Source organism: Kitasatospora sp. NPDC088351, assembly GCF_040685575.1.
In the GTDB taxonomy this organism is placed as follows: Bacteria; Actinomycetota; Actinomycetes; order Streptomycetales; family Streptomycetaceae; genus Kitasatospora.
Genome location: NZ_JBFBIL010000017.1, coordinates 90185 through 106940, shown reverse-complemented (window position 1 = coordinate 106940; position 16756 = coordinate 90185). Strand labels below are relative to the sequence as shown.

At 72.8% G+C, this 16756-nt stretch carries 19 protein-coding genes and 1 pseudogene; 16 read left to right on the top strand and 4 right to left on the bottom strand.

All coding sequences use genetic code 11. The features are described 5' to 3' along the window. Positions 1-39: 39 nt before the first annotated feature. The 14 genes and pseudogenes from AB0P06_RS15485 (at position 40) to AB0P06_RS15420 (ending at position 10779) form a co-directional block, all read left to right on the top strand. Entirely contained in the window at positions 40-366 is a 327-nt protein-coding gene (locus tag AB0P06_RS15485; protein WP_363607773.1) for a TcmI family type II polyketide cyclase, read from the top strand. 103 nt (positions 367-469) lie between these two features. Continuing rightward, on the top strand, positions 470-859 hold the full coding sequence (locus AB0P06_RS15480) for a cupin domain-containing protein (protein ID WP_363607800.1): 390 nt from the start codon (positions 470-472) through the stop codon (positions 857-859). Next, entirely contained in the window at positions 856-2133 is a 1278-nt protein-coding gene (locus AB0P06_RS15475; protein WP_363607772.1) for a beta-ketoacyl-[acyl-carrier-protein] synthase family protein, read from the top strand. The genes AB0P06_RS15480 and AB0P06_RS15475 overlap by 4 nt, the downstream gene beginning before the upstream one ends. After that, on the top strand, positions 2126-3376 hold the full coding sequence (locus AB0P06_RS15470) for a beta-ketoacyl synthase N-terminal-like domain-containing protein (RefSeq protein WP_363607771.1): 1251 nt from the start codon (positions 2126-2128) through the stop codon (positions 3374-3376). Before AB0P06_RS15475 ends, AB0P06_RS15470 begins: the two co-directional genes overlap by 8 nt. Before the next feature lie 48 nt (positions 3377-3424). Continuing rightward, positions 3425-3625, top strand: a pseudogene (locus tag AB0P06_RS15465) (acyl carrier protein); the annotation flags it as partial. 39 nt (positions 3626-3664) lie between these two features. After that, positions 3665-4144 carry an SRPBCC family protein gene (locus tag AB0P06_RS15460; RefSeq protein ID WP_363607799.1) on the top strand — a complete coding sequence of 160 codons (480 nt, stop codon included), beginning with the start codon at positions 3665-3667 and terminating at the stop codon, positions 4142-4144. Continuing rightward, positions 4141-4890, top strand: coding sequence for an SDR family NAD(P)-dependent oxidoreductase (locus AB0P06_RS15455; RefSeq protein ID WP_363607770.1), 750 nt, complete (start codon positions 4141-4143; stop codon positions 4888-4890). Before AB0P06_RS15460 ends, AB0P06_RS15455 begins: the two co-directional genes overlap by 4 nt. Positions 4891-4910: 20 nt before the next feature. Beyond that, positions 4911-5234 carry an antibiotic biosynthesis monooxygenase family protein gene (locus AB0P06_RS15450; RefSeq protein WP_363607769.1) on the top strand — a complete coding sequence of 108 codons (324 nt, stop codon included), beginning with the start codon at positions 4911-4913 and terminating at the stop codon, positions 5232-5234. Further along, positions 5231-5551 carry an antibiotic biosynthesis monooxygenase family protein gene (locus tag AB0P06_RS15445; protein WP_363607768.1) on the top strand — a complete coding sequence of 107 codons (321 nt, stop codon included), beginning with the start codon at positions 5231-5233 and terminating at the stop codon, positions 5549-5551. The genes AB0P06_RS15450 and AB0P06_RS15445 overlap by 4 nt, the downstream gene beginning before the upstream one ends. A 14-nt stretch (positions 5552-5565) precedes the next feature. Continuing rightward, entirely contained in the window at positions 5566-6801 is a 1236-nt protein-coding gene (locus AB0P06_RS15440; protein ID WP_363607767.1) for an FAD-dependent monooxygenase, read from the top strand. 9 nt (positions 6802-6810) lie between these two features. Then, positions 6811-7275, top strand: a complete 465-nt coding sequence (locus tag AB0P06_RS15435) for a DUF1772 domain-containing protein (RefSeq protein WP_363607766.1) — start codon at positions 6811-6813, stop codon at positions 7273-7275. Between the two features lie 111 nt (positions 7276-7386). Continuing rightward, positions 7387-8220 (top strand): SDR family oxidoreductase, encoded by an 834-nt coding sequence (locus AB0P06_RS15430; RefSeq protein WP_363607765.1) that lies wholly within the window; start codon positions 7387-7389, stop codon positions 8218-8220. 136 nt (positions 8221-8356) lie between these two features. After that, positions 8357-8899, top strand: a complete 543-nt coding sequence (locus AB0P06_RS15425) for a cupin domain-containing protein (protein WP_363607764.1) — start codon at positions 8357-8359, stop codon at positions 8897-8899. Positions 8900-9075: 176 nt separating this feature from the next. After that, a complete protein-coding gene (locus AB0P06_RS15420; protein WP_363607763.1) occupies positions 9076-10779 on the top strand; it encodes a tryptophan 7-halogenase in 1704 nt (567 codons plus the stop codon). A 176-nt stretch (positions 10780-10955) separates the two neighbouring features. On the opposite strand, the gene AB0P06_RS15415 is transcribed toward AB0P06_RS15420, so the two are convergent. Together AB0P06_RS15415 and AB0P06_RS15410 are read right to left on the bottom strand one after the other, a co-directional pair. Then, positions 10956-11405 (bottom strand): nitroreductase family deazaflavin-dependent oxidoreductase, encoded by a 450-nt coding sequence (locus AB0P06_RS15415; RefSeq protein WP_363607762.1) that lies wholly within the window; start codon positions 11403-11405, stop codon positions 10956-10958. After that, positions 11402-12169: an SDR family oxidoreductase gene (locus AB0P06_RS15410; protein WP_363607761.1), complete on the bottom strand. Its 768-nt coding sequence runs from the start codon at positions 12167-12169 to the stop codon at positions 11402-11404. The genes AB0P06_RS15415 and AB0P06_RS15410 overlap by 4 nt, the downstream gene beginning before the upstream one ends. 262 nt (positions 12170-12431) lie before the next feature. Between AB0P06_RS15410 and AB0P06_RS15405 the strand changes: the two genes are divergently transcribed. Both AB0P06_RS15405 and AB0P06_RS15400 read left to right on the top strand, forming a co-directional pair. Further along, the gene (locus tag AB0P06_RS15405; protein WP_363607760.1) at positions 12432-13628 is read left to right on the top strand and encodes an acyltransferase; all 1197 of its coding nucleotides are present in this window, start codon (positions 12432-12434) and stop codon (positions 13626-13628) included. A gap of 293 nt (positions 13629-13921) precedes the next feature. Next, entirely contained in the window at positions 13922-14560 is a 639-nt protein-coding gene (locus AB0P06_RS15400) for a response regulator transcription factor (RefSeq protein WP_363607759.1), read from the top strand. Here AB0P06_RS15400 and AB0P06_RS15395 read toward each other — a convergent pair. Next, positions 14541-15017, bottom strand: coding sequence for an ester cyclase (locus AB0P06_RS15395; protein WP_363607758.1), 477 nt, complete (start codon positions 15015-15017; stop codon positions 14541-14543). The two genes, AB0P06_RS15400 and AB0P06_RS15395, sit on opposite strands and share 20 nt — an antisense overlap. Next, positions 15014-16684, bottom strand: coding sequence for a tryptophan 7-halogenase (locus tag AB0P06_RS15390; protein WP_363607757.1), 1671 nt, complete (start codon positions 16682-16684; stop codon positions 15014-15016). Before AB0P06_RS15390 ends, AB0P06_RS15395 begins: the two co-directional genes overlap by 4 nt. Positions 16685-16756: the final 72 nt, after the last annotated feature.

Sequence of the window (16756 nt, the reverse complement as noted above, 5' to 3'; positions counted from 1 at the left end):
GGTCACCGAGCGACCGGCCCAGGAACGGAAGGGAACAGAATGCGCAGCACTCTCATCGTGGCTCGCATGAGGCCGTCCGCCGAAGCCGACGTGAAACGCATATTCGCCGAATCCGATGCCGGCGAACTTCCCCATCTGATCGGCGTGGCGGAACGCAGGCTGTTCCGCTTCCACGATCTTTACCTGCACTACATGGCATCCGACGACGACGTCCGCGGCCCCATCTCCGAAATGAAGGGCCACGAACTGTTCGTCGATGTCAGCGAGCGGCTGAGGCCCCACATCACGGCGTACGACCCGGAGACCTGGCGCGGCCCTCAGGACGCCATGGCCCACGAGTTCTACACCTGGCGCGCGCAGGGCTGAGACCCATCGTGCCCGAATGGCCCGGCGACGAGGCGTCACCGGTAGGGGGGCCCGCACCGAGGGTGCGGGATGACGAGAGGAGGCTGGCGTGGCCAGCGCACGAATGACCAGGATCGCGGCGAAGGACGTGGAGTCCAACCGGCGACGGGGCGGCGATCTGCGGACGCTGCTCAGCCCGGCCACCGCAGAGGCCACCGCGGGCTTCATGGGGGTGCTCACCCTGCTGCCCGGCGAGGTCGTCACCGAGCACTACCACCCGTACTCCGAGGAGTTCCTGTACCTCGTCAGCGGCGAGCTGCTGACGAGGATCGACGGGGAGCCGGTCCCGCTCGCCGCGGGCGAGGCGCTGCACCTGCAGATCAACGTCCGTCACCGGCTGGAGAACCACGGCACGGAACCGGCGTTCATGGTCTTCCAGCTGGGCCCGCTGGCGCCCCGTCCGGAACTCGGCCACGTCGACACCGAGCCCCTGCCGGGCCAGGAGCCGGCGTGACCCGGCGCAGGGCCGTCGTCACCGGGATCGGCGTGGTGGCCCCGGGCGGTGTCGGGACCAAGGCGTTCTGGCAGCTGCTGACCGACGGCCGGACGGCCACCCGCGCCATCTCCCACTTCGACGCCTCGGCCTACCGCTCCCGGATCGCCGCGGAGTGCGACTTCGACGCCGCGGCCGCCGGGCTCACCGCCGAGGAGGTCCTGCGCATGGACCGCGCGGCGCAGTTCGCCGTGGTCGCCGCGCGGGAGGCGCTGGCGGACAGCGGGGCCGGGACCGACGGGGTGCCGCCGCACCGCATCGGAGTGTCGATCGGCAGCGCCGTGGGCGCCACCATCACGCTGGAGCAGCAGTACGTCCGGGTCAGCGACCGAGGCAGCAGCTGGGTCGTGGACGCGTCGAACCCGTACCCGTACCTCTACGGGGCGCTGGTGCCCGGCACGCTCGCCGCCGAGGTGGCGTGGACGGCCGGCGCGCAGGGCCCGGTCCGGGTGCTGTCGACGGGCTGCACCTCGGGCCTCGACTCGGTGGCCCAGGGCGCGCAGTTCATCGAGGACGGCTCGGCGGACGTCGTGCTGGCCGGGGCCACCGACGCGCCCATCTCGCCGATCACCGTCGCCTGCTTCGACGCGATCAGGGCGACCTCGCCCAACAACGAGGACCCCGAGCACGCCTCGCGGCCCTTCGACCGCGACCGTGACGGCTTCGTGCTCGGCGAGGGCGCGGCCGTCCTGGTCCTGGAGGACGAGGAGTCCGCACGACGCCGCGGGGCGCGCGTGTACTGCGAGGTCGCGGGCTACGCGCAGCGCAGCAACGCCTTCCACATGACCGGTCTGCGCCCGGACGGCAAGGAACTGGCCGAGGCGGTCCGGGTGGCACTGGACCGCGCCCGGGTACCGGCCGACGCGGTGGACTACGTCAACGCCCACGGCTCCGGCACCCGGCAGAACGACCGGCACGAGACGGCCGCGCTGAAGGTCTCGCTCGGCGAGCACGCGTACCGGGTGCCGGTGAGCTCGATCAAGTCGATGGTGGGTCACTCCCTGGGGGCGATCGGCGCCCTGGAGGTCGCGGCCTGCGCCCTCGCCATCGAGAAGGACACCGTCCCGCCCACCGCCAACCTCGCGCACCCGGATCCCGAACTCGGGCTCGATTACGTACCTCTGACGGCCCGTGAGCAACGGACCGACACGGTGCTCAGCGTGGGCAGCGGATTCGGCGGGTTCCAGACGGCGATGGTGCTCACCGCGCCGGGGAAGGGGGCACGTCATGACTGACACGGCGACGACCACACGCCGCGCGGTGGTCACCGGCATCTCCGCGGTGGCGCCGAACGGCTTCGGGACGAAGGAGTTCTGGGAGGGCGTGCTGGAGGGCCGCAACGGCCTCGGCCCGGTGACGCACTTCGACGCGGCCGGCTTCCCCGTGCGCACCGTCGGCGAGGTCTTCGGGGACGGCAACCTGCCCGGTGTCGACCCCCGGCTGGCGGTGCAGACCGACCGCTGGAGCCAGTTCGCGCTGCTGGCGGCCGACGAGGCCCTGGCCGACGCCGGGGTGCGGCCGGAGGAGTTCTCCCCGTACGACCTCGGGGTCATCACCGCCTCCTCCTCCGGCGGCAACGCCTTCGGCCAGCGCGAGATCGAGGCCCTGTGGTCGAAGGGACCGCGGCACGTCGGGCCGTACCAGTCGATCGCCTGGTTCTACGCCGCCACCACCGGCCAACTGTCCATCCGGCACGGCATGAAGGGCCCCTGCGGGGTCGCCGTGGCCGAGCAGGCCGGCGGCCTGGACGCCATCGCGCAGGCCCGCCGCGCGCTCCTGCACGGCGACGCCAGGCTCGTCCTGACCGGCGGCACCGAGGCACCGCTGAGCCCCTATGCGCTGACCTGCCAGACCACGTCCGGGGGGCTGAGCCCCGGCGCCGACCCGGAGCGCGCCTACCTGCCGTTCGACGCGGCCTCCCCCGGTCACGTGGCCGGCGAGGGCGGGGCGATCCTGGTCCTGGAGGACGAGCAGGGCGCCCGCGCCCGCGGTGTCGAGGCCCCGTACGGCGAGATCGCCGGTCACGCGGCCACCTTCGACCCGGCCCCCGGCACGCCGGAGGCCGGCACCCCGGTCGCACTGCGCCGGGCCGTGCTGCTCGCCCTCGCCGACGCCCGGGTCCGGCCGGAGGACGTCGACCTCGTCCTCGCCGACGCCGACGGCACGCCCGAGCGCGACCGGATCGAGGCCGCCTGCCTGGCCGAGGTGTTCGGGCCGCGCGGAGTGCCGGTGACCGCGCCCAAGGCGCGCTACGGCCGGCTGTACGCCGGCGGCGGGCCGCTCGACGTCGTCACCGCGCTGCTCGCCCTGCGCGACCAGGTGATCCCGCCGACCGGGCCGGCCGTCGTCGCGGACGCCGCGTACGGCCTCGACCTCGTGGTGGAGCCCCGGCCGGCGCGGCTGCGCACGGCCCTGGTCGTCGCCCGCGGCCACGGCGGTTTCAACTCCGCCCTCGTCGTCCGGGCCCTCGCCCCGTGACGGCGCACCCCACCTACCACCCCGCGATGCCGAAAGGATCCCACCCCGATGACCGCAGTACCCCTTGAGTACGACGCGTTCCTGACCATCGTCGAACAGTGCACCGGCGTCCCGCTGGAGAGCCTGCAGACGGACGACCCCGCCGTGACGATCGACGACCTGGGCATCGACTCGCTGGGTCTGATCAACATCCTCACCGAGGTCGAGAACCGCTACGACATCCGCCTGGACGCCGAGGGCCTCACCCAGCTCCCCGGCATCTGCGGCCTGGTCAACGAGCAGCTGCGGCTGGCCGCGGCGCGCACCGAGAACGGCATCGTGATCGACGCGCCGTTCGACCTGGTCTGGGACATCACCAACGACGTGGCCGGCTGGCCGGACCTGTTCAGCGAGTACGCCGTCGCGGACGTCCTGGAGCGGCACGGCAACACGGTGCGGTTCCGCCTCGCCCTCCACCCGGAGCCCGACGGCAAGGTCTGGAGCTGGGTCTCCGAACGCGTCATGGACCGCGAGAACCGCAGCGTCCGGGCGCGCCGGGTCGAGACCGGCCCGTTCGCCTTCATGAACATCCACTGGACGTACGAGCAGACCGGCGCCGGCGTGGAGCTGCGCTGGGTACAGGAGTTCCGCATGAAGCCGGACGCCCCGGTGGACGACGCCGCGATGACCGCGCGCATCAACGAGAACTCCAAGGTCCAGCTGGCGCTCATCAAGGAGCGCGTGGAGGCCGCCGCCCGCGCCGGCGCCGGAACGGCGGTGGCCCGATGACCGCCGCCCTCGGCTTCGGCCTCAAGGGCCGGCACGCCCTGGTGACCGGTGGCGCCCGGGGCATCGGGCGGGCCACCGTGCTCGCCCTGGCCGCCCAGGGCGCCGCGGTGACGGCCTGCTACGTCAACGAGAGCGAGCAGGTCGAGTCGCTCCGCGCCGAACTGGCGGAACTGGGCGCCCGGGGGACCCTGGTGCGCGCCGACGTCGCCGACCACGAGCACGCCGCCCGGCTGGCGGCCGAGGCGCACGAGCGGTACGGGGCGATCGACGCCGTCGTGAACAACGCGGGCGTCATCAGCCACCTGCCGCTGACGGACCTCGGTCCCGACGAGTGGCACCGCATCCTCGACACCAACCTGTCCGGCACGTACCACGTCATCCGCGGGGCGCTGCCGCACCTCGCGGAGACCGCCTCGATCGTCAACATCAGCTCCGCCGTGGCGCACCACGGCATGCCGGGCGCCGCCCACTACGTGGCGTCCAAGGCCGGGGTGATGGGCCTGACCCGGGCGCTGGCCAAGGAGCTGGGTCCGCGGGGCGTGCGCGTCAACTGCATCGCCTCCGGGCTGGTCGAGACGGACCAGATGAAGGCGGTCAGCGCCGAGGGGCGGGCCGCGTACGAGCAGCGGATCTCGCTGCGCCGGCTCGGCCGGCCGGCGGAGATCGCCGACGCGGTGCTGTTCCTCGTCTCCGACGCCGCCCGCTACGTCACCGGCGCCACGCTCGACGTCGACGGCGGCATCTGACCCGAAGGAGACCGCACGCCGTGATCCGCGCCGTGTTGGAGATGACGGTCCGGGAGGGCCGCGAGGAGGAGTTCCGCGCCGCCTGGCTGGAGACCGCACGGGCCGCCGCGCTACTGCCGGGCTCCGTCGCCCAGTCGCTGGCCCGGGACCCGCGCACCCCCCGCACCTACCTGGTGATGGCCGACTGGGCCGACCGGGCCGCTCTGGAGGCCTTCCAGAACGGCCCGGCGAGGGAGCAACTCAGCGCCAGGCTGGAGCAGTTCCGTGAATCAGCCCGCAAGCACGTGCTCGACGTGGTCGAGCACGTGCCGGGCACCACACCGATGAAAGGTGGTCCGTCGTGACCGTTCGCATCATGGTTTCCGCCCGGGTCGAGGAGAACGACCAGGCGGCCTTCGAGGAGGCGTACCGGCAGGTCACCGCCGCGGTCAAGGGCACCCCCGGCCACCTGCGCGACGAGTTGCTGCGCGACGCCGAGCAGCCCGGCCGTTACATCCTGCTCGCCGAGTGGGAGAGCGAGGAGGCGTTCCGCACCTGGGAGGACGCCCCGACCCACCGCGAGACCGCGGCCCCGATGTTCCCGTACTGGAGCAAGGGCGAGATCGAGCGGCGGATCTTCGACCTGCGGGCCCGCCTCGACAGCGTGCCGTCGCAGGGCTGAGCGGACCACGGCCCATGGCGACCATCCGAAAGGCCCTGGTGATCGGGGCCGGCATCGGCGGGCTCACCACGGCGGCGGGGCTGCTGCGGCAGGGCATCGCCTGCGAGGTGTTCGAGGCTCGCCCCACGCCGGGACGGCTGCTGACCGGCGGCGGCTTCATGCTCTGGCACAACGCCTTCCTGGCGCTGCGCCGGATCGGGCTGGACGAGGCCGTCGCCGCCGACGCGGTGCGCATGCGCTTCCACGAGTTCCGTTCCGACTCCGGCCGGCGACTCGCCCGGTGGCGGCTGGACGGCCCGACGGAGCGGATCGGCGCGCCGGCCTGCGCGCTGCGGCGGTCCACGCTGCACACGGTGCTGACCGAGGCGGTCGGCGAGGAGCGGATCCACCTCGGCCGCCGGTTCACCGGCTTTACCGAGGACGCCGACGGCGTCACCGCCCACTTCGACGACGGGTCCACGGCCCGCGGCGACGTGCTGATCGGCGCGGACGGACTCCGCTCCACCGTGCGCGCCACGCTGCGCAACGGCTTCGAGCCGCCGCCGCGGTACGCCGGCTACACGGCCTGCCAGGCCATCACCCGGCTGCCGGGCGAGTCGCTGGTGCCCACCGGCACGTTCTTCAACATGTGGGGCAAGGGCGGGCTGCGCTTCCTGTACTGCCGGCTGAACGAGGAGGAGGTCTACTGGGACGCCATCACCAGCGACCGCGCGACCGCCGGGATCGACACCCTGCGCCTCTCGCGGGGGGCCGGGCTGGCGGCCGCGTACCGGAACTGGCCAAACCCGGTCGGCCGGATCATCGCCTCGACCGACGAGGAGGCGATCCTGCCGGTGCCGATCCACGACCGGCCGCCGGCCGGCGGGTGGAGCAAGGGCCGGGTGGTGCTCACCGGCGACGCGGCCCATCCGATGACGCTCAACCTCAGCCAGGGCGCCGGTCAGGCCATCGAGAGCGGTGTGGTGCTCGCCGACCTGCTGGGCCGGTGCGAGCCGGACGCCGTGCCCGCCACCCTGCGCGCGTTCGAGTCCGCCCGTCGCGCGCGGGCGGCGGACATGGTGACGACCTCGTGGCGCATCGGCGCGCTGGGGCTCGCCCACAGCGGCCCGCTGTGCCGGCTGCGCGACGCGGCGATGTACGCGTTCTTCGACTCGGTCGCGCGCGGCCAGAGCTACTCGCTGATGCTGGACGACCGGCTGGAGCGGGCCCCGCTGCGGACGGCCGAGCCGCTCGGCCACGGGGCGGGGTGAACCGGCCCGATGCTGGTCACCATTCTGGCCGTCGTCCTGGTCCTGTGCACGGGGATCCTCGCGGGCGCCCTGCTCGCGGTGGAACGCGCCATCGTCCCGATGCTGCTGCGGCTGCCGCGGCAGACCTGGTCCGACGTGCACCGGCTGCTGGACCCGGGGTTCGACCCGCTGATGCCGACCGTCAACAAGGTGGCCCTGGCCGCCGGCCTCGGGCTCACCGTGCTGGCGCCGGGGGCCGCCGCGAAGGCCGCCTTCGCGGCGGCGCTGGCCTCGGTGGCCGGGGTCGCCCTGGTGTCGGAGCTGCGCAACGTGCGGATGAACCGGCGGATCGACGGCTGGGCCGCGGCCGGCGAGATCCCCGACGGCTGGGACGCCCTGCGCACCCGGTGGGCGCGCGCCAATCTGCTGCGCACCGTCTTCGCCGGCCTGGCGTTCGGCATCGCGCTCGGCGGCACCTGGCTGGTGCTCGGCTGAACCCGACCCCTGAACCGAACTCCCCTTCCCTGGAGGGCACTTCGCCTTCCCTGATCCGACCTTCGTCCTCGGTGGACCGAGGACCCGTTCCCGATCCGAGGAGCTGATCCGGTGAATCCGGCACACGAGGAGCACGAACCGCACGCACCCGCCCCCGGGGCCGCCGGCCGGACACCCGGAACCCCGGAGTTCGCGGGCCGGGTCGCCCTGGTCACCGGTGCCTCCCGCGGCATCGGCGCGGCCACCGCCCGGCTGCTGGCGGCCCGCGGGGCGCGGGTCGCGGTCAACTACCACAAGAGCGCGGACCGGGCCGAGGACCTGGTGTCCGCGATCCGGCGGGACGGCGGTGAGGCGGTGGCCGTCCAGGGCGACGTCACCGACCCCGCCGGGGTGACCGCCCTGGTCGGGGCCGTCACGACCGCGCTCGGCCCGATCGAGGTCCTGGTGCTCAACGCCGCCGGGCTGGGCGCCCACGAGGCGCGCATCGCCCCCGCGGCGGACCTCTCCTGGGAGGACCTGGAGCACGTGGTCAGCCAGCAGCTCAAGGCGCTGTTCCTGACCGCGCGGGCCGTGCTCCCCGGCATGGTCGCCCGGGGCGGCGGCTCGGTGGTGGCGGTCGGGGCGGCGCTCGCCAAGCGGCCGGCACCCCGGTTCCTGCCGCTGACCGTGGCCAAGGCGGGCGTGGAGGCCGCCGTGCGCACCCTGGCACTGGAGGTGGGCCCGCACGGGGTGCGGGTCAACGCGGTGGAGCCGAACCTCGTGCTCACCGAACTCGCCCGCTTCATCCCCGAGGAGCAGCGCCGGGCGGCCGCCGAGCGGGCCGCGCTGCGGCGCAACGGCACCCCGGAGGACATCGCCGAGGTCGTCGCGTTCCTCGCCTCCGAGCGCGCCGCGTACCTCACCGGCAGCTGCCTGGTCGCGGACGGCGGCACGTCACTCGCCTGACGCCCCGGCCGGCCGGCACCCGGCCACACCCCAGCACCGGGTTTTCCCGCTCTTTATCACCCTCTTTGCAACCACTGATTGCCTGTCACCACGGCTGCCGTCCGCCTCCGGACGATCCGACCGAAAGGAATGAACCTTGTCGAAGCCCGAACGGAAAGTCGTCAACCGGGACGAGGTCGAGCCCGTCTGCTGGTTCGGCGAGGAGGGCCGGTTCCTGCTCCGCAAGGAGGACACCGGCGGTCTGTACAGCTTCTACCAGATCTCCACCCAGCCGGGCAGCGGTCCGCCGCTGCACGTCCACGAGACCGCCGACGAGGCGTTCTTCGTCAACAAGGGCACCTACGAGTTCGAGGTCGGCGGGGTCACCGAGCGGATCGGCGAGGGGACCGTGATCTTCGGCCCGCGCGCCGTGCCGCACCGCTTCCTCAACGTGGGTGACGAGCCCGGCCAGTTGCTGGTCATCGCGACCCCCGGCGGGGTGGAGAACTTCTTCATCGGGCTGTCGAAGCTCGTCTCGGGCGGCGGCATGCCGGACTGGGAGAAGATGCAGCAGCTCGCCAACGAGAACGAGATGCGCGGATTCATGCCGCCGCCCGGCGCCCGCGGCGACCTGAAGGGTCCGCAGGCCGTCCGGCACGGCCTGCACGGCGCCCCGGCCGACGCGCGGCCCCGCGGCTGACCCACCCGGCCCGGGGGCGGGGCCCGCGCCCTTCCACCACCGGACGTCCGTCCGCCGAACGGCCCGCCGGGCCCCGGCCGGGGCAGCGCGCCATTCGCGCTGTCCCGGCCGACCCCGTTCCGCTCCGGCGCACCTGTGGCGCCGCCCACCTGCCTCAGTCCGACCAGGAGGACACCATGCCCGGACAACCCTCCGGCAACCGCGCCGGCCTGCGGCTCGCCGCGCCGCCGCGCCACGACGTGATCATTCTGGGTTCCGGCATCGCCGGTTCGACCCTCGGCGCCATCCTCGCCAAGCAGGGCGTCTCCGTCCTGCTCCTCGACGGCGGCGTCCACCCGCGGTTCGCCGTCGGCGAGTCGACGACGCTCTACACCCTCAAGGTGTTCCGGCTGCTCGCCCGGCGCTACGGCGTTCCCGAGCTGGAGTCGCTCACCTCCTCCGACGGCATCCGCGACGACATCTCGCCGACGTCCGGCACCAAGCGGCACTTCGGCTTCATCCGGCACGAGGAGGGCAAGGAGCCGGACCCGGCCGAGTTCCTGCAGTTCAGCCCGCCGTCCAAGGCCCTGCAGACCGGTCATCTGTTCCGTCAGGACACCGACGCGTACCTCTTCCACACGGCCATCCGCTACGGCTGCGACGCCCGGCAGGCGTTCCACGTCGAGGACGTGGAACTCGCCGAGGACCACGTCGCCGTGGTCGGCCGGGGCGGCGAGCGGTACGAGGGCCGCTGCCTGGTGGACGCCAGCGGTTTCCGCTCGCCGCTCGCCGCGAAGCTGGACCTGCGCCGTCCGCCGGAGGCGCTCAAGCACCACTCCCGCTCGATGTTCACCCACATGCTGGGGGTCCGGCCGACCGACGAGTGCCTGCGCGTGGGGCCCGAGGACGCGCCGCCGATCCCGTGGGTCGAGGGCACCATGCACCACCTCTTCGACCGCGGCTGGTTCTGGTCGATCCCGTTCAACAACTCTCCCGGCTCGAAGAACCCTCTGGTCAGCGTGGGGCTCACGCTCGACGAGCGGAAGTACCCGCGGAACCGCGACGTGACCCCGGAGGAGGAGTTCCGCGCCTTCGCGGCACGCTTCCCCGCGGTGGAGCGCCTGTTCGCGGACGCGCGGACGGTGCGGCCGTGGGTGTCGGCCGACCGGATCCAGTACACCTCGACCCGGACGGTGGGTCACCGCTGGTTCCTGATGTCCCACGCGGCCGGCTTCCTCGACCCGCTGTACTCCCGCGGTCTCACCAACACCGGTGAGGTGATCAACTCGCTCGCCTGGCGGCTCCTCGAGGCGCTCTCCGACAACGACTTCGACGAGGAGCGCTTCCGCTACGTCGACGAACTCCAGCAGGGCCTGATCCGGCACAACGACGAGCTCGTCAACAGCTCCTTCGTCTCCTTCCAGGACCACACGCTGTGGAACGCCGTGTACCGCGTCTGGTGCGCCGCCGAGGTGCCGATCAATCTGCGCTTCGACCGGTTCACCGAACGCTTCGAGGAGTCCGGCGACGACGGCGTGCTCCGCGCGATGGAGAAGGCCGCGTACCCCGGGCTGCCCGTTCCCGGGTCCCCGGGCTACAAGGCCCTGTTCGACGAGATGGTGCGGATCTGCGACGCGGTCGACCGCGGGGAGCGGACCGCCGCCGACGCCGGGGCCGAGCTGCTGAAGACGGTGGTCGAGGCGCCGGTCGTGCTGGACCACCTGGGCCTGCGCGACCCCGAGTGCCGGTTCGTCTACCCGATGCCCGACGACCTGCGGCGGATGGCCGGCTGGCTGCGCAACGACGGTCCCGACGAGCTGCGCTACCTGACCACCGGCGTCGACGTGCACGGTGCGCCGCTGCCGACCGAGGCGGACGTCGAGAAGGCGCTGCCGCACTGACCCGGCACGCGGAACGGCCGTCGGCGGCCGGGCGTTCCGCGCTCCGGGCAGTGCGCCCGGCCGGCACGAGCGGCCGACACGAGCGGCCGGCTCCCACGAAGGTGTGGGAGCCGGCCGCTCGGTGCTGTGCGCGGCCCGCGGGTGCGCGGCCCGCGGGTGCGCCGCGGGCCGCGGCCTCAGGACGTCCGGGGCGTGACGCGGAACACCGGGCAGCGCTCCGCGGCCGCCTCGAAGTGCTCCGGGGAGCCGGACTCGACCAGCCCGTTGCGCACGAACGCGCCCACGCCCCGCGGGACCTGCCGCGGGAACTCCCGCAGCACACGGCCCCGCTCCGCCACCGGCAGCTCGACCAGGTCCACCCGCTGCGAGCGCCGGCCCCGGGTCAGCGTCCCGTGGCCCGCCGCGCGGGCGTTCCTGACCCAGTCGGACTCCGGGTACGCCTGGAGAAGGTGGCGAACGCCGTCGACCACCACCGGGGCGACCGGGTTGGTCCGCGGCAGGCCGCTCCGGCGGCCGGGGACGGTGAGCAGGTACATGGGCCCGAAGGGCAGCCCCAGCCGGTGGAGGAGGACCACGGCCTTGTTGCGGACCCGGTGCCGGGGGGAGATCCGGCGCCGCGCGGTCATGCCGCCCGCCGCTCGTGGACGCGCCGCGTGATGGCCCGGACCACGGACCGCGGCATCGCCCGCATCAGGGGCAGCCGGACGCGGTACGCCAGGCCCGGCACCGTGGACGTCCGCCCGGCCGCCACCGCGTCCAGGCCCGCCCGGGCGACCTGATCGGCCGTCAGCCACTTGATGCCGGGCAGCGCGTCGGTCGACACCCCGGCCGCCTCGTGGAACCCGGAGCGGGTCAGGCCGGTGTGCACGGTGGTGATGTGGACGCCGTGGCGGGCGACCTCCATGGCCAGGCTCTCGCTCAGCGAGGAGAGGAAGGCCTTGGAGGCGGCGTACGTCGCCGAGCGCGGCTTGGGCAGGACGGCGACCAGCGAGGAGACGTTCACGATCCCGCCGGAGCCGCGGGCGATCATGCCCGGCAGGCAGGCATGGGACAGCCTCAGCGGGACGACCGCGTTGAGCACCGCCGTGTGCAGCTCGCGCTCCGCCGGCAGCTCCGCGAAGTACCCCGAGCCGCTCGACCCCGCGTTGTTCACCAGCAGCTCCACCGGCCGCTCGGGATCGGTGAGCCGCTGCTCGGCGAGCGCGAGCTGACTCTCGTCGGTGAGGTCGAGCCGGAGCACCTCCACGGTCACCCCGTGGGCGGCCCGCAGGTCGCTCGCGAGCCGTTCGAGGAGTTCGCCCCGCCGCGCCACGAGGACGAGGTCGACGCCCTCCCGCGCCAGGAGCCTGGCGAACCCCTCACCGATCCCGCCCGACGCCCCGGTCACCATGGCCGAGGCATAAGGAAATCGCCGCATGCTGTTCCCCCAATTCCTGAAAAATTCGACCGGACACGCTCGAACACATTAACCTAGGCCCCGGCGGACGGGCCAGTGAACGGAATACCCGAAGAAGCCCCGCGGCACCGATTTATACCTGCTTAACCCCGGTTTCATCGGCCGGTGGTGCAATGCTGCCGCACGATTTCCCGACCTCAGAAGACCGCCGGCCGCACCCGGCCCCGTCCCCGTCGAAATGGCTGGTGTCGTTTCCATGAGATCCTCCGCGCAAGAGCGGAAATCACCGCTCCCCGCGCCCTCCGCCCCCGGCGCCGGTCCGGCCGCCCGGCTGAACTCCCTCACCGGCCTGCGCTGGATCGCGGCCCTCGCCGTCTTCCTGTCGCACGTCGGCACCCTGCTGCCGCTGCCGGACGCCAAGCCGCTGCTGTCCCTCGGCTCCTCCGGCGTGACGTTCTTCTTCGTCCTCTCCGGCTTCGTCCTGACCTGGACGTGGACGGCCGGCGACCGGGTCGGCCCGTTCTACGGCCGCCGGTTCGCCCGCATCTGGCCGGTGCTGCTGGTGGCCGTGCTGGTCCCGCTGCTGCTCCAGCTGCCCGACGCCCGGCCGGACCACGCCGACACCCTGAAGGTGACCGCGCTCTCCGCCGTCCTGCTGTACCAGGCCTGGGTGCCCGGCCACATCCTGGACAGCGCGAACCCGGTGGCCTGGTCCCTCGCCTGCGAGGCGTTCTTCTACGCGCTCTTCCCGTTCGTCGCCAGGCCCCTGGCGCGGCGGTCGCTGCGCTGGCTCGGCGTCGCGGCCGTCCTGCTGCTGGTGGTGGGCTGGGGCCTGAGGATCTGGCTGTGGGACGCCTACCCGCCCCAGGCGCGGCCGAAGTTCACCGGGGTGAACGGCCTGCTCCTCGGCACCTTCTCGCCGGTCGCCCGGGTCTGGGAGTTCCTGCTCGGCGTGGTCGCCGCGGCCGCCGTGCGCAAGGGCTGGCGTTCCCCGATCGGCGTCGCGCCGGCCGCCGCCCTGGTCGCCGCCGGCTACGTCGTCCTGTGGCTGCTGCGCGAGGAGACCTGGCGTCTCTTCGTCGTCTACGACGCCCTTCCCCAGGTCACCGCTCCGCTGTTCGCCCTGCTGATCGTGGCGGTCGCCGGAAAGGAGATCTCGGGCGGCACTTCGTGGCTCGGCACGCGGCCCATGGTGAAACTCGGAGAATGGTCGTACGCCTTCTACCTCCTGCACTTCACGGTGCTCTTCGAGATTTCCTCCTCGCTTTTCGACAAGAACGGCGTCATGGAGTACTACATGCGCCCGGTGAAGGCGAGCTGGTCGAATGCGGGGTGGGCGGTCCTCGCCCTCGCGATCACCCTGGCCGCCTGTGCGCTGCTGTACCAGTTCTACGAGCGCCCCGTGGAGCGGTGGCTGCGCGCCCGGATCGGCGGCGGCCGCGGCGGACGGTGACGGCCGCCCGACGGACCTGACGGTGCCCGGCCCCGTTCCGGCCGGGCACCCGGCACCAGGCACCCGACACCAGGAAGCGACGAGCACCCGCTCCCGGACCGACCAGCAGTCCGGGAGCGGGTGTTCGTCACGCCCCTGGTCCCCGTCCGGCCCGGCCACCGGCCCCGGGGACCCGCGGCCCGTGGAGGGCCGGCCGGGGTCCACCGGACCGTACTGTCCGGATCACTGTATGGATGCGATCCCGCTGTGGAACCATACTGCCACCGCGTAACCATGATCCCAGGGGGAGAAACATGCCGGTGGCGCCCCGCCTCAGCATCCTCGTCGTCGACTCGCACCCCATCTCGCTGGCCGGCCTGCGCACCATTCTGGACAACTGTCCCGATTTGACGGTGGTCGGTACGGCGCACGACCGCGAGAGCGCCGTCGAACGGTACCGGGAGCTGCGACCCGATGTGGTGGTGGTGAGCACGCACAAGCATGCGGGCCGGGCCCTGGACATCGTGGGCGCACTGTCCAGGACCCGGTCGCCGCTGCCCGCGGCCAAGGCGCTCGTCCTGGTCGACGACGTGGACGCGGCGGCGGACCACGTGCTGCAGGCCGGTGTCCACGGCGTGCTGTCCTGCGCGAGCACGTCCGAGGAGGTCGCCGCCGCGGTCCGCATCACGGCCACCGGCCGCTCCCTGCTGATCCCCCGGGCCCGGGAGGAGTCCGGGGATTCCCCGCTGGAAACGCTGACCGAGCGGGAGCTCCAGGTCTTCCACCTCGTGGCCCAGGGATTCAGCAATGCCGAGATCTCGGCGGAGCTGAAGCTCAGCCAGAGCACCGTGAAATCGCACATCCGGAACGCGATGGAGAAACTCCATTTGCGCAACCGCGTGCACGCCGTCATCTTCGCCTACGAGAACAGGATCATTCACGCGGACCGGTAGCGAAAGGCGCCGGGCCCGGGGTGTCCCGGTCCTGCGCCCGCAGCTGGGAAAGGACCCGCTGCACGTCGAAGACATTCCGGTCCTCGACGACGAGCCCGTTCTCCACCCGCCACAGCTGGATTCCTTCCGAGGAGATCGCCCGCCCGGTGGGCGGAACGCCGGCGAACTCCCCCACGTGCGTGCCCCGGGTCGTGTACCAGCTCGCCACCCACGGGCCCTCGGCCACCTGCAGCCCGACCTCGACGGTGAGCCCGGCGAACGCCGCGCGCCGCAGCCGGACGCTCTCCCGGGGGCCCTCGGGGCCCACCGGCCGGCCGCCCAGCCGGAACTCCGGGGCGAAGATCAGGTCCGCCACGTCCAGCTCCCCGCGACTCCAGCCCTGGTCGAACCAGCGGCGGGCGAGGGCCTTGTTCGCCTCCTGGACGCTCGCCACCCCCTCCGGGGCCACGGTGCTCACCGGCCTCCCTCCGCGGGGAGGGGGGCCGACCCGGCACCGGCCGCGCGCAGGGCGCCGAGGCTCTCGCGGCCGATGGTGCTCAGCGCCGGCACCGGCGATCCGGCCGCCCACTGCAGGAACTCCACGATCTGGCCGCGGTCCGGGTGCATGAACCGCCGGTTCTCGTCCTTCCAGCCGAATCCCGGGTGGACCGCCTCGGAACCCCTGACGAGTCCCATGATGATGTCCGCCGCCCGGTCCCCGTCGATCTCCTTCGCCTCGTACTGCTCGCAGGCCCTCGCCGTACCGTCCAGAAGGGCCTTGAAATCGTCGTTGTCGGGCCACCAGAGGCCGACGTGCGGCACCTTCTCCAGCTCGTCGAAGACGCGCGCGTCGCGGTCGGCGCGGTACTTGCGCAGCGCGTTGTTGATCCGCAGCGTGCCGGGTGTGTTGCCGCTCCCCCAGACACGGAAGACGGCGTCCCAGAGCCGGAAGTGGGAAAAGGAGATGAACGAGCAGTTGACGAGGGTGTCGTTGTGGTCGAGCAGGCCCTGTTCGAGCTCCTCGACGTAGCGGAAGCGCTCCTCGTCGAAGTCGTCGTCCGCGAGTGCGGCGAGCAGCCGCGGGGCGAGCGCGTGGATGATCTCGAAGGTGTTGGACATGCCCCGGGAGTAGAGCGGGTCGAGGAAGCCCGCGGCGTGCGACATCAGGCACCACCGCTGTCCCACGGTCTTGTTGGAGGAGTACTGCAGCCGGCCCGTGGACACCCACTCCCGGACCTTCCTGGCCCCCTCGAACTGCCGCGCCACCGCCGGGAAGCGGCTCAGCAGCAGCTCGAACTCCTCTTCCGCGCCGATGCCCTCCGGCTTGGGGTACAGCCGCGGGTCGAAGGTGACGCCCACGCTGCACAGCGGGTTCCGGGAGAGCTCGTGGTTGTCGAACGGGATGATCCAGAACCAGCCCCGCTCGAAGAGGTGGTGCATGGTGCCGTTGTGCCAGGGCACCGGCGGCCGGTCCTGCTCGGGCACCTCCAGCACGTCGTCGAACCGCTTGACGCCGATCATGTGCGTGAACAGCGAGCGGGAGTGGTGCCGGAACCGGGCCGGCTGCTCGCGCAGGCCCAGGTGGTCGGCCAGCGGCGAGCGGAAGCCGCTCGCGTCCACCAGGTAGCGCGCCCGGACCAGGTGCCCGTCGGTGCCCGTCACGGTGACGCCGTCGTCGTCGAAGTCGATCTTCTCCGCGCGCCACTGCTGACGGGTGTCGCAGCCGTACCCGACGGCGACCCGCAGCAGGTAGGCGTCGCTGTCCTGGCGGAACAGGTGGCTCGCCGAGGTCAGCGCGTCGGGGATGACGAACTGGTGCGCCTCGGTCGGGTCCGGCTCCTGGCCCGGCCGGTGCAGCATGAAGCCGAAGTGCTGCTTGCGGCCGAAGGTGTTGCTCACCTGCTGGTTGATGGTCGTGGCGTCGGTGAGGGCCTCGAACTCGGGGATGTCGTAGCGTTCGGCCAGCACCTGGAGCCAGGCGACGAGTTGAGGGATCATGGACTCGCCCACCGCGAAGCGGGGGTGGGTGCCCGCGTCGGCGATCAGCACCTTCGCCCCGCTGCGGGCCAGCACCGCGCCGAGGGTGGATCCGGCGATTCCCGATCCCAGGATCACCACATCGTGGCTGGGGCTCTGTATCGACACTGTCGGTTCCCTTCGCACTCGTCCGGTCGGGGGCGCCGCGTTGCCGTCGGCGCCCGCGCCACCAGCCTTGCG

Coding starts and splice junctions, on each gene's coding strand:
- AB0P06_RS15480 (WP_363607800.1), top strand. CDS start 470: ATGACCAGGATCGCGGCGAAGGACGTGGAGTCCAACCGGCGACGGGGC.
- AB0P06_RS15415 (WP_363607762.1), bottom strand. CDS start 11,405: ATGACCGCGCGGCGCCGGATCTCCCCCCGGCACCGGGTCCGCAACAAG.
- AB0P06_RS15470 (WP_363607771.1), top strand. CDS start 2,126: ATGACTGACACGGCGACGACCACACGCCGCGCGGTGGTCACCGGCATC.
- AB0P06_RS15405 (WP_363607760.1), top strand. CDS start 12,432: ATGAGATCCTCCGCGCAAGAGCGGAAATCACCGCTCCCCGCGCCCTCC.
- AB0P06_RS15455 (WP_363607770.1), top strand. CDS start 4,141: ATGACCGCCGCCCTCGGCTTCGGCCTCAAGGGCCGGCACGCCCTGGTG.
- AB0P06_RS15435 (WP_363607766.1), top strand. CDS start 6,811: ATGCTGGTCACCATTCTGGCCGTCGTCCTGGTCCTGTGCACGGGGATC.
- AB0P06_RS15440 (WP_363607767.1), top strand. CDS start 5,566: ATGGCGACCATCCGAAAGGCCCTGGTGATCGGGGCCGGCATCGGCGGG.
- AB0P06_RS15420 (WP_363607763.1), top strand. CDS start 9,076: ATGCCCGGACAACCCTCCGGCAACCGCGCCGGCCTGCGGCTCGCCGCG.
- AB0P06_RS15400 (WP_363607759.1), top strand. CDS start 13,922: ATGCCGGTGGCGCCCCGCCTCAGCATCCTCGTCGTCGACTCGCACCCC.
- AB0P06_RS15410 (WP_363607761.1), bottom strand. CDS start 12,169: ATGGTGACCGGGGCGTCGGGCGGGATCGGTGAGGGGTTCGCCAGGCTC.
- AB0P06_RS15485 (WP_363607773.1), top strand. CDS start 40: ATGCGCAGCACTCTCATCGTGGCTCGCATGAGGCCGTCCGCCGAAGCC.